This is a genomic window from Microcoleus sp. Pol7_A1, from assembly GCF_036701085.1.
Classification (GTDB): Bacteria; Cyanobacteriota; Cyanobacteriia; order Cyanobacteriales; family Microcoleaceae; genus Microcoleus; species Microcoleus asticus.
The window spans coordinates 1-11,994 of the sequence record NZ_JAUBQD010000107.1; the positions used below are offsets into that span (position 1 = coordinate 1).

12 protein-coding genes are annotated in these 11,994 nt (G+C 46.2%); 3 read left to right on the forward strand and 9 right to left on the reverse strand.

The window, feature by feature from the left end:
* Window positions 1-269 precede the first annotated feature (269 nt).
* From QUA20_RS30555 to petB, 4 genes are all read right to left on the reverse strand, one after another.
* Window positions 270-815: a hypothetical protein gene (locus QUA20_RS30555; RefSeq protein WP_333194029.1), complete on the reverse strand. Its 546-nt coding sequence runs from the start codon at window positions 813-815 to the stop codon at window positions 270-272.
* Window positions 816-1,018: 203 nt separating this feature from the next.
* A complete protein-coding gene (locus tag QUA20_RS30560; RefSeq protein ID WP_333194031.1) occupies window positions 1,019-2,380 on the reverse strand; it encodes a cytochrome 450 in 1,362 nt (453 codons plus the stop codon).
* A 938-nt stretch (window positions 2,381-3,318) separates the two neighbouring features.
* Window positions 3,319-3,801, reverse strand: a complete 483-nt coding sequence (gene petD / locus QUA20_RS30565) for a cytochrome b6-f complex subunit IV (protein ID WP_172190422.1) — start codon at window positions 3,799-3,801, stop codon at window positions 3,319-3,321.
* A 183-nt stretch (window positions 3,802-3,984) separates the two neighbouring features.
* Complete coding sequence (gene petB / locus QUA20_RS30570) at window positions 3,985-4,653, reverse strand: cytochrome b6 (protein ID WP_172190423.1); 669 nt, start codon at window positions 4,651-4,653, stop codon at window positions 3,985-3,987.
* A 588-nt stretch (window positions 4,654-5,241) separates the two neighbouring features.
* Between petB and ctpA the strand changes: the two genes are divergently transcribed.
* The gene (gene ctpA, locus QUA20_RS30575; protein WP_333194034.1) at window positions 5,242-6,480 is read left to right on the forward strand and encodes a carboxyl-terminal processing protease CtpA; all 1,239 of its coding nucleotides are present in this window, start codon (window positions 5,242-5,244) and stop codon (window positions 6,478-6,480) included.
* Between the two features lie 213 nt (window positions 6,481-6,693).
* Here ctpA and QUA20_RS30580 read toward each other — a convergent pair whose 3' ends face one another.
* The 4 genes from QUA20_RS30580 to psaM all read right to left on the reverse strand — a co-directional run bounded on the left by QUA20_RS30580 (window position 6,694) and on the right by psaM (window position 8,676).
* Window positions 6,694-7,110 carry a slr1601 family putative cell division protein gene (locus QUA20_RS30580; protein WP_333194036.1) on the reverse strand — a complete coding sequence of 139 codons (417 nt, stop codon included), beginning with the start codon at window positions 7,108-7,110 and terminating at the stop codon, window positions 6,694-6,696.
* Window positions 7,111-7,323: 213 nt separating this feature from the next.
* On the reverse strand, window positions 7,324-7,449 hold the full coding sequence (locus tag QUA20_RS32220; RefSeq protein ID WP_445304734.1) for a zinc ribbon domain-containing protein: 126 nt from the start codon (window positions 7,447-7,449) through the stop codon (window positions 7,324-7,326).
* 66 nt (window positions 7,450-7,515) lie between these two features.
* On the reverse strand, window positions 7,516-7,683 hold the full coding sequence (locus QUA20_RS30590; RefSeq protein WP_333194038.1) for a hypothetical protein: 168 nt from the start codon (window positions 7,681-7,683) through the stop codon (window positions 7,516-7,518).
* Window positions 7,684-8,580: 897 nt separating this feature from the next.
* Entirely contained in the window at window positions 8,581-8,676 is a 96-nt protein-coding gene (gene psaM / locus QUA20_RS30595) for a photosystem I reaction center subunit XII (protein ID WP_006633247.1), read from the reverse strand.
* Between the two features lie 424 nt (window positions 8,677-9,100).
* Here psaM and QUA20_RS30600 point away from each other — a divergent pair, with 424 nt between their 5' ends.
* A complete protein-coding gene (locus QUA20_RS30600) occupies window positions 9,101-9,871 on the forward strand; it encodes a TerC family protein (protein ID WP_333194039.1) in 771 nt (256 codons plus the stop codon).
* A gap of 169 nt (window positions 9,872-10,040) precedes the next feature.
* The gene (locus QUA20_RS30605) at window positions 10,041-10,256 is read left to right on the forward strand and encodes a hypothetical protein (protein WP_333194041.1); all 216 of its coding nucleotides are present in this window, start codon (window positions 10,041-10,043) and stop codon (window positions 10,254-10,256) included.
* A gap of 171 nt (window positions 10,257-10,427) precedes the next feature.
* Here the strand turns inward: QUA20_RS30605 and QUA20_RS30610 are convergent, their stop codons facing one another.
* The gene (locus tag QUA20_RS30610) at window positions 10,428-11,546 is read right to left on the reverse strand and encodes a DUF4238 domain-containing protein (protein WP_333194042.1); all 1,119 of its coding nucleotides are present in this window, start codon (window positions 11,544-11,546) and stop codon (window positions 10,428-10,430) included.
* Window positions 11,547-11,994: the final 448 nt, after the last annotated feature.

The following is an 11,994-nucleotide window of genomic DNA, read 5'->3' on the forward strand; positions in this document are numbered from 1 at the left end:
TGTTTCTCGAACTAAAAAGCACTCCTCAAGTTAGCTTTAAGAGCGATCGATCCAGATTTAATCAGTCTTTTCTTACTTAGTTTCCAACTGAGTTCCTTCCTGTTGCCAAAAGTTTAGAATAACCGCGCTTAATGTGCAATTAGTCTAAGCTCCAGTTTATAGGCTAGCAAATAAAAATGTGTGTACTGGGGACCATCGGTTCAAACCGCGGCGCTTTGCTCGACAAAACCCGCCTAATTAAGCGGGTTTTGTCGTTTTTGTAAATATTTTCACTCTTTGGCAATGATCAAACAATCACTCTCAACTTTAGACAGCATATCTGAAAAAGCTGAGGTGTAGTTGCCATCTTTGTCTACAATCCTGCGGAGTATATATCCGCTCTCAGCAGGTCTGCCGAAAAACGAGTTTGTGCGATGCCAGATATCTCCATTTGGAGTGCTCGGATCTCGATCGATCAAAAAATCTACCAGCCATTGCGGCACAGACCATCCAAACACTATCGGCGTAATGTGTCCGTGCTGCAAAGTTGCATCGGAGAATCGGAACAAGTAGCTGAAGCGAGAAAATTTGACAAAATAAAGTAACATCCGTCCCGCCATTGATGAATAAAATGTCCAGATAACAGGGTCAAAAACGCGCAGCAATAACGTCCGTTCGTCAGCATTCCAGTCTGAACTGTACATCGTCAAACAATCGTCTGGTAAAACATTCCCGTCCATAAAAAAGATACCTTGCAGGACTTCAGGTAACTCCGCTGGATTATCTACTTTCATCCAATTCGCAATGTCTTTTAGTTGCTTTTCTTGGATTAACATGGTATTATCTATCCTCAAAATAGTTGTGTTTTGGTTTCTTGTTAGATACCCCCTTTATTTCTTAGTCGCTCGATCGATAGTTTGGATAGGATCGGTTTCAAACGCCGAGTCTGATAGCAGTTTTCAATCGGATGAAATACAGTTTGAAACACCGCGAGTGCCTAAGTCCCTACGCGATATCTACGATCGAGCTTTTGGATTAATTACCCGTGCAAATTAGGCTCAGAGGCTCGGCGCACTTTGCCTACCGTACTCACGACATCCACCAGCATCTTGAGTGCGATGTCTTTACCGGGGCAAATCCGTCCCGCGCTGCGATCGCCCACCGAATGAAAACCCATATGAAAAGGGCAGAGATTCTCGCGCTTAGCGTTGAATTCGTATACCGTAGAGCCCCAGAAACTCTCGTCTAGCAGCCCCAGGCTGAGCGGTATCAGTACCTTGGTTCCGGCAGGGAAGGTGCGCTCTTTGCCCGCTACCGTTGCGGTGAAGGGCTCTGTCGCGACTCGGTGCGTGGCGCTGACGGGGGCCCAGAGGCGGGCGCATTCCAGGAGGAACAGCTCGATCGACTGGCGATCGTCCAAATCGAGCTCGTCCCAAAAAGCAGTCGGGTTAATTTCGGCCGTCTGCTGTCCTTTATAGGCGGGGAGAGGGCGATATCCCATTGCCGTGTAGCCTAGGTGCAGGGGGCCTTGCAGTCCCGCTATGCCCATAATCGATGTCATCAGCTTTGCCAATTCCCGCTTAGTCATGCCGTTGTTTTCCGAGCTCTCCTCGAAGTCGGCTAAAGCTGGGGAATTTTCATAGATAGTCGCTGCACGCTCGATTAGAGCGGACAAATCCCCGTGTCCAAAGAGGTTCAGGCTTTGCAGCAGGTTGCCGATGACGGCGAAGTAGTGCAGCGGGCTTTGGCGAGTGTAATGCAATTCGGTGAGAAGTTCGATCGACTCTGAATCGTCTGGATTAATCCCAAAGATGACGTAGTGCAGATATCGTACTAAAAATCCCATCCAACCGCGCTTGACATCGGTAAAAAATGCTCCCCCCGCACCGTGCGACATCTCGGCATAATCTGCTGCTAGCCGATCGAGCAACCTTCTGCTGATTTCGTCCCCCTGGCGATCCGTTGTCGCACTGTTGAACAGATATTTCTGCATACAGCTTCGGAATGCTGCGTGGTTGCTGCTATCTTCAGTTTCGCGATCGGACAAAGAAAGTAGAAAAAGGTTTCTGCCGCCGACATCTTGGTTGGGCGCGAGATCGGGATCGAGTACAGAAGTACCGAGCCGCCATCCGCGCGCCTGGGGCGATGTGAGTGCTTTTTCCAGCGTGTCAAACTCTCCCATCACGACTTGCCCCGCGCAGCAAAAGTTGGCTCCGAAAGCCAGCCGTTTTACTTGCAAATAGGTGGGTTCGTTGGCAATCAAACCCTCAATCAGGGCGATCGGCGGTAGCATCGTTTTGCTGAGACTTTCTTCCGGGTTTTGCAAAGCCCAAACCTGAAACTCGTTCAGTGCCGGGTTCATCAGCGATGAGAAAATAGTATCTAAATTTAGGTTCATCATAATTCCTCCGAGAATCCCTCGCCATAACGCGCTTCGCATTTAGCAGCAAGAGGGTATTGAGCAGTAATTGAGCGGGATTGAATACCCGCTTCATTGCAAAAATCAGTAAGTATAACTATAGCCATTTTTTTTTTCACGCAGTGGCAATATAGAGATAGTTTTACTGAATATGTCTGCGCTCAAGTCTAGCCTTTGTCCGGAGATTGAGTGGAATTTATAACGATTCCTCGTAAGTAGATATACTTTCTACATTTAAAGTATTAGACCCAATCTCTGAGAGTCGCAAATAAACCGTAGTTATGTGCGACTACTTGCTATTAAATTTAGCCAAAATCGGCGACATTAATTAGACTGGGCGACACCCCATTGAGAGCGGCTAAAATTTCTCCGGTTGCTGACAAACGGATGAAAATTGCACTTTTTTCTTGAGTAATTGACAGTTGGTATTACTGGTTGCCACAAAACAGCTCGCCTTGTGAAGTATAACCGCTCGTCGGGCGGCGAAGTTATCTCATCAAGAATCCTCAAGGATCGCTCGCTTTGCGAAGGCGAATATATTCACTTGTTTACTAATTTTTAAAGTCGCTAAAATCTCCAAAATTGGTAGCAGCTTTCTTGCACAATTTATCTCCGATTTAGGGGGTTTAAAAAAATAGAAGTGAGTGCTGTTTTTTTCGCTATCATAACGGGGGTAGCTAACCCGGATTTGGTATTAGATATATTTTATAATTCTGAGTTTGATTGAATAAACTTAGACAATTAATTACTGATAATTATTAAATTTTAGAGCTATAAATATAAAATCCAAAATCTAAAATCCAAAATCTAAAATCTAAAATCTAAAATCTAAAATCAAATGACGCCCGCTAAAGTTTCCCACCAGTACAAAAGCACTTTACAGAAAATCCGCAGGCGTCAAAATCAAGCAAGCTTAAATCTTAGAAAAGACCCAGCGTGAAAGATTTGTCGATCGGGAAAATAGCACCAATACCCAACCACAGAGTTACCGCAGTTCCCAACAGGAAAACTGTAGTAGCAACAGGGCGGCGGAACGGATTTTGAAACTTGTTAACGCTTTCGATGAACGGAATCAAAATCAAGCCAAGGGGAACAGCAGCCATGCAAGCAATACCCAACAATTTGTTAGGCAAAACCCGCAGGAGTTGGAACACAGGCCACAAATACCATTCCGGCAGAATTTCCAGCGGAGTAGCAAAAGGATCGGCCGGTTCTCCAACCAAAGCCGGGTCGAGTACAGCCAAACCGACGCAAAGAGCAAACGTTCCCATGATTACTATAGGGAAAACGTAGAGCAAGTCATTAGGCCAAGCTGGTTCGCCGTAATAGTTGTGACCCATGCCCTTAGCGAGCTTAGCGCGGAGGTCTGGATCGCTCAAATCTGGTTTTTTGATAATAGACATAGTGAGAGTGTTCTCCTTTTAGTTTTACCCGGGCCTGGGATTCCGCTGTATTCGTTAGTCTGAATCAGCGGCGCGATCGCAGGAAGTATTGACCGTAAATAAATATCATGAGTGATGAATTCTGAATTTTTCACTCAAAATTCAGCGGGGGGCAAAAAAAATACCGCCCCCACAACTCAAAACTTACAACGGGCCAGAGATACCTTGCTTGCGAATCATCAAGAAGTGAGCCAGCATGAATACTACAATCAGCCAAGGCAACACAAAAGTGTGCAAGCTGTAGTAGCGAGTCAAAGTGCCTTGACCGACGCTGACACCGCCGCGCAGCAGTTCAACCATCAAAGAGCCGACAAACGGGATGGCTTCGGGGACGCCCGAAACGATTTTAACCGCCCAGTAACCAATTTGATCCCAAGGCAGCGAATAGCCGGTCACGCCGAAAGAAACAGTGATGACTGCCAAGATTACTCCTGTCACCCAGGTTAACTCGCGGGGCTTTTTGAAGCCGCCGGTCAGGTAAACCCGGAAGGTGTGCAAAATCATCATCAGTACCATCATGCTGGCAGACCAGCGGTGGATGGAGCGGATCAGCCAGCCGAAGTTGACTTCATTCATCAGGTATTGCACTGAAGAAAAAGCTTCTGCTACCGTGGGACGGTAATAGAAAGTCATGGCGAAGCCAGTAGCAAACTGGATCAGAAAGCAAACTAAAGTAATTCCGCCCAAGCAGTAGAAAATATTGACGTGCGGGGGTACGTACTTCGTAGTGATGTCATCGGCGAGCGCCTGAATTTCCAGGCGTTCCTCAAACCACTGGTAGGTTTTTGAGTCGGTGATTTGTTTAGAAAACATGGAGCCAGAATTCCTAAAAGAATATTGCTGTGGTTGAGGTTCAGGGCAGCAGCCACAAGGTTTTTTGTCGCCCCGCGCCGAGCAGCTTGCTTTTACTAGCAAATGCCTGAGGCTATTTTTTAAATTTGGAGCTGACGAAAGGAACTCTATTGTGCGATCGCCTGCAAGCCCTGGGAAACTAAGCGGTGGCTTGTCCCTACTCGCTGGCGTTGCCCGATCGAATTCCAGACTGTGATAAAAAATGTAACATAATTGCTGTGCAAATTTCACGCGAGCGATGCTTTTGCCGAGTCTCAAATACCATTTTCTGCAAGCTCAACATTCGCCCCAAGCTGGCATACAGCCAAGAGCCGAGCCCAGAACCAAAGTCCGAGCCGGCCAGCGGGTCGGTGGGGCGTTAATTTTAATATTAATGATAAAACTTCACTAATTTTGCGATTAAATGTTACATTTAACTAATTTTTTGTTGGCGGCGGAGGTTTGACGAATGCCGAATGCTTTGGGGATATTTAAATGCGCAAAAGCTTAAAAGCCTACAAACTTAAAATACAGGAGATGCAATACTTGCCTATCTTTTACAGAAAAATCATGCACAGACGAGTTTTCCAGATTGCTATTTTACTTTTCCTCCAAGTCGCCCTGGTTCTAGGCCCGTGGGCCGGGCCAGCGGCGGCCCTAACTCCAGAACAGCAGCTTTTGAGCGAAGCTTGGCGAATTGTCAATCGCTCTTATGTGGATGACAAATTCAACTCTAAAAACTGGTGGTCGATTCGCGAAAAAGCTGTCAAGCAACCGCTCAACGACAGACAGCAGACTTACACGGCTATTCAGGGGATGCTGGCGAATCTCGACGACCCTTTCACGCGACTGCTGAAACCCGAACAGTACCGAAGTTTGCAGGTCAACACTTCCGGAGAATTGACTGGAGTTGGGCTGCAAATTGCGATCGACCCCCAAACAAATACCCTGACAGTGGTGGCTCCTTTGGCCGGCTCACCGGCGGATAAAGCCGGCATCCAACCCCTCGATCGGATTCTGAAAATTGATGGTACTCCTACCTCAGAATTGAGCCTAGACGAAGCCGCAACTCGAATGCGCGGCCGCATCGGCACTCCTGTCACCCTCACCTTGGGGCGCGAGGGAAGGGACGCTGCTGAGGAAATTAAGCTAGTGCGCGATCGCATTGCTCTGAATCCGGTTTACGCCGAATTGCAGTCGGGGGCGGAGAATTTACCCGTGGGCTACATTCGCCTCAGTCAATTCAGCGCTAACGCCACTGAGGAAGTCGCTCGCGCGATCGACAGCTTGGAAAAACAAGGAGCCGCCGCCTACATTCTCGACCTGCGGAACAACCCGGGCGGACTGTTGCAAGCAGGGATTGAAATTGCCCGCTTGTGGCTCGACTCTGGGACGATCGTCTACACGGTTAACCGACAAGGCATTCTCGGCAGTTTTGAAGCCTCAGGACAGGCCTTGACTGGCGATCCGCTGATTGTTTTGGTGAACAAGGGAAGTGCCAGTGCTAGCGAAATTTTGGCTGGTGCGCTGCAAGATAACGGCAGAGCTCAACTGGTCGGAGAAAAGACTTTTGGTAAAGGGCTGATTCAGTCGCTGTTTGATTTGTCTGACGGTTCCGGGTTAGCCGTGACAGTTGCTAAGTACGAGACGCCGAACCACACAGATATTAACAAACTGGGGATTTCGCCCGATCGGGTCGTGCCTTTGGAATCCATTGCGCGCGATCAAATCGGCACCGCAGCAGACTTGCAATATCAAGCTGCACTGCAACTACTGAAAGAAACAACCGTGCTGGCCAAGTCAGTATAAGCCGGAGTTTGAAGTTTTGAGCTTGCAGCAGGGCGTCAATACACAGGTCTGAGTTTCGGTCGCAATGACAGACAAGAACGATCCTCAAAACTCTTTAACTCAAAAGTCATATCACGTCCGACAGATTCATCTGTCATTGTTCGCTGTACGAAGCAATGACATACAAGAATGATGCTATCGGACGTGATATCAAAACCCAAAACTTCCCTTCCCTTAAGGTTGCGGGGTTGATTCCTCGGCTTCGAGTACCTCGGGTTCCTGCAAAATCACCGGACGCTGCTGGGGGTCAGCTTGATTGCTTTGCTCTTGCATCACAGTTTTAGCAAGACTGGGGTCAAAGTAGCGGTTAAACTCGGATCGCGATCGATCGACTCGCCCTTGGGTAAGATTGACTTCAGCTTGGATTTCGTGCAATTTTTCTTGCACGGCCCGGTAGTGAGGCCAAAGCTGAATAAAAGCAGAAGCGGCACAGACTGAAAGTACGATGTTGACTGCTAACTTGACTCCTGTTTCGGCGCCGAGCGTTTGGTGAGGGTAGGAACGCTGGCGGCTGCTGCTGCGACGAGGAGCAACCCGAGGGGAGTTTTTTACAGGTCGCAGTGGAGTAACGGTGGGTTGAATCGCTTGCATAATTTTTTTTCAAATACCTGAGACTGAGGTTTTAGAGCTGAAAACAGAAAATTCTGAGCTTAACGCACACCCCCCCGGTTTGTCAGGGTGCTGACAGCCAAGATTTTTGAGACTGAGTAAACTACCCACCGCTAACCGCGTTACCCGTTAGCGGCGGCTTTCAACAGCCCTCAAGCTAAAGAATAGCTTGTTGCCTTCAAGTCGGTTTACAGACTACCCAAATAATTTAATCATCTTGGCACCATTCAAATCAGCATCGCCATGCCAGCCACAATGTCCGCATTTAAAGCTTTTTCCGATCCGATAGGATTGACGCCAGCCGGATGGATGTGCAGGCATCGATCGCAGGTTTGACTCGTGTAGCGGGGATTGATAGCGAACTTCAAGCCTAGCATCAATAGCTTTCTAATCAAGGAATTGTGGCAACTGATAGAACGCCCAACGATTAGAACGTCTGCGTTCTGTTTTGGTGCGGGGCATCTGATTAGTCCGCTCTCGGATTTTGGTCAAATCCTCAATGGCGACAATCGCATTACTCGTCAATGCTTGCTGAATGATGAGACAAGATTGCATAAATCTTTGATGCCAGAAGGAAACCGCAGATGAACGCAGAGGCATTTCAAGATAGTTTGCGAATGCTTGTAAGAAGTCTGCAGATTGGCTTAAACTTCAACTTGATTGCGGGCATCTATAATAATTACGAACTCAACTTTTCAGCATGACTTTTGCAAGAAGTCCGTACCATATATTCGATCGCCGAAGAACGAGCGGGAAGCCCTGGGCTACCGACATGGGAGGAACGCGGTTGCGGTTTCAACGGCCGTCAAAATGCTAGAACTAATCGGCGACTAAGAATCACCAGGCGTAGCGTTGAAGTGTTTTATTAAGGAGCAACCCCTGATTTATGTCGGATCGGCATGACATAAGCCTGGGCAAACAAGCAATGGTGGACACGCAGCTTACCAATAGAGGCGTTGTGATGGACTCGGAAAGCAAAACAAGATAAAAGTAAGCCCAATTGCAATACGAATCGTAATGGTAGTGGTTTTTGAGCGTGTAGAGGTGATTTGTCATCACCTGTAAGACTTAATTATGGTCTTATGAATCCCTTCCTATGGGAGGCATGGGGAGTTGTCAAATATGCCATTAATCGTCCCAATGATAGACTTAATTAGTGAGTAGTCGCCTACCCGTGGTCTGTTATCACTCAGCTCAAAATCGACGAGCGGGGTGGGACTCCTCCTTCGTCACCCATTCCTCTATTAGCAACAAGCTGGCGCTGTGGCGGGGGCATTCTGGGGGTGCGAGGTGACGCCTGAGGACAGAATTTCCCAATAAAAATGCCTGCCCTTGCAGTCTAGTCTTGGTGACAACAGACAATTTACTCCACTGAGGCAGCAATTGTCTGTAATGCCAGAGAGTTAACTACTAGGGCAGGCGATCGAGCGGTTCGCGGCTGGTGCCTGGAAACTACTTGTACAGTTCAGTTGCGAGCCGGAAAGCCATGATTCCGGGAATCAAAGCAATTACGAGCGCTACGTAGACTTGGGTATCTGTTAAAGACATATTGGGAAAACTCCTTTTCGCGGGCACGAGCTTTCACCAATTTCAGACAAATTGGCGCTTTTGGGAATCATTTGTTACAACTTGAAATAAATTTGGTGGGTTCGGGGAGGAGTGGGAGAGTGGAGAGTGGGGGTGTGGGGGAGTCGGAGATGGGGAAAGTGGGAGAGTGGGAGAGTGGGAAAAATCCTGCTTCTTCCCTCTTCTTTGTGTCCTCTTACCTCAACATCCATCGGTTACATCAGTTACATCGGTTACATCCGAAGCAAACGAATCCGTTGCCCAACTTTCTTCGTTCCGACGATCGGAGTAGTGCAGAATTACCGCATTAGGTTAAGATTTAAGTGAAGGTGACACTAATTTTAGACAGAGCGGGTAATTTGCGCTGCGCTCGACCCTTGCCAATCTTAGGTGCCCAAAATAGTTAATGATAGACCAATTTCTCGACGCTTCACCCAATTTTGGAGTTGACGGCTTTTTATTATTGTTGGTTTTGGTGGCTTTGGAGGCTGTACTTTCGGCTGACAACGCGATCGCCCTGGCGTCTATTTCTAAAGGTTTGGAAGATGCCAAGGATCAGCAAAAAGCTCTCAACTTGGGTTTGATAATTGCTTTTGTACTGCGGATCTCACTAATTTTAACGGCTACTTGGGTGATCCAGTTCTGGCAGTTTGAACTGCTTGGTGCACTTTACCTGCTGTGGCTTGTTTTCCAACATTTTACTTCAGACACAGACTCCGAAGGAGAACATCACGGGCCCAGATTTGCGTCTGTGTGGCAAGCAATTCCCATGATTGCTTTTACGGATTTAGCGTTTTCTTTGGATAGCGTTACTACTGCGATCGCTGTTTCTGACGACACTTTTATCGTTGTAACAGGCGCTACTATTGGAATTATTGCCCTGCGATTCATGGCCGGATTGTTCATCCGCTGGCTGGATGAATTCGTTCACCTAGAAAGTGCTGGTTACATCACTGTTGGGTTCGTAGGAATGCGTTTGTTGGTGAAAGTAATTAATCCGGATTTAGTTCCTCCGCAATGGCTGCTAGTTTCCAGTATCGTCTTGATGTTTGTGTGGGGATTTTCTAAGCGCACTCCTGAGTCAGTCGAGATGGCCAAATCTCTAGAAATGGCTCTGAATCAGCCGGATTCAGAAGTTGCTGTGCGAGAATCGCAAGGACATAAGTCCGAAAATTAACATACTTGCATTTGAATAAAGTTAGCTTAAATCTGTCAAACCAACAAGATTGATGGCTGGTCAAAACCTGCAAAAGCCTTTCATCCCCGGACTAAAGTCACCGGGATGAAAGGCTTTTATTTTGTAATATCCTTTCCTTCACTACCCGATCGAACTTATAGGAGTACAATTGGGCCTATGGAAAGGCAGTTATCAAAATCAGACTCAGCAATGGTTGCGCTGGTGGGATAGCGAGGGGAATTGGTTGCTGACGGGGAGGAACAAGCCGGCGCAGGAACGCGAAGGCGCACAAGCCCAGGGCCCCGTAATCGATCGACAACAGCAACAGAAAGAGCGATTGACCGCATATTGGCGATTGCAGGCGATCGATCCGGATCTGATTTGAGCCTTGCTGGTGGCTCTATTTTGTGAAGAGAGGGAAAGAGCGCGAGCGATGGGAAGGAGTTGCGGGCGATCGCATTTCACCTGTCGGGAAAAAATGTAACCTTCCGGTTTAGCGGCTGCAAGTAACCTTTTGTACATAGGGCAAGGGTTTTAGATTCTTTTTGGGAGATGTCTAATGATCGCCGCCTCGATCTAATTCAAGAATACTAGGTTGTCTTTGCTCATCTATAAACCTTAGGAACTCCATGTGTTTTGCAGATAGCTCAGGATCTCTTTCTTGATAAGAAGACGCATAGCCTTTAGATTTTCTCTTGATTTTTATGAATGAAGGCATTTTCTTTAATTTGGCTTGTCGTGTAAAAACAAAATGCCTCGATCTTATTTTTCCTTTACCTTCCTTCTTGGTTGACAACATACCACTCTCATACTGATGCAGTTTAATATCTTTGTATCTTTCATATAACTGTCTTATATGAGCCTCGCTTTCCCTCGAATAAAACCCTATTATCGAATCTGAGTTGATGACTTGGAACGAATTCAAGATTTCAATATCGCTATCATTATAAATGCAAGTTACGGAGTTTCTATGTCCATATTTATATACTTTTGGATCGTACAGACAAAGTGTTATTTTTGGTGACAATGGAATAAAAATTTGCAATCCCATGGCGGTAATACTTGTGACGGCAGGATCTTCTAGTTCGCGGTAAAGCCAGTTGTACATAAATACGGGATGATCGGATATATAAAATTCTGAGGAAGTTTCATTTTTGATAATATGATATTCCAAATCTCCTAAAAGCCCAGCAACAAGCACCGCATTAAGAGTAATTAGAGAGGCTAAATTATCCTGGTTAAACTTGAATCCTCCAGCACTTGCCTCCTCTGGATCAAATCCATTCAAACTTAGACACTCTCGCACTATTGACTCAAATTGCGAATTGACGAATCCACTCACTCTTTTACTAGCTTCAGGCGTTCTGAAGTATAGAGATAAAATAAATCTGTGCAAAGTTAATAGGTCTTCGCTGATTATATTAAAATCTCCACTAACGATTTTCTTTACTACGCTTGAAGCTGGTCCCTCTATCATGTCACGTAGAAAATTCTCGACTCGGTTGTCTTTGTCATAAAAATAGTTCTGTGAGAAGACTTCTCTAACTGGTTGATTATATCTCACGTGCGACCTATCCATATCAAATATATTGATGATTTTTTTACCCTTGCTCCCATCACAAGCAAAATGGTTAAGCAGAAGCTGTGGGACATAATGCTGGTTCTTCGTACTCATTAACAACTCTCACTCATTAACAACTCTCACCTACTATATACGAGGCTAAACTCCAACCAAATAGCCTGGGTATATATCCTCACCAGCAAGTCAGCCGCATAAATTATAATTGTATCGCCGATGCGGTACAATACATCATAATAACCACAAAATACCGCAATTTTCTCATGTATGTCAACCCCTTATTACTCCCATCGGAATCTCTTTTTTTCAATCGAGTTCGGCGCACTATCCGACTCAAAACTCTTACTCGTCGCACTGAAAAAAGCTATCTTGATTACATACTAGAACATTTACTTTTATAATCAGCGATATTCACAACAAATGGGAGTTCAAGAGCTTCATACTTATATTTTTTAACCTAAATTATCCAATACTCCGGACAGTTTTTAAGCAGCCAGAGTACCATAAGACAAGACTGAAGGAAGATTTGGATGATTTAAAATCA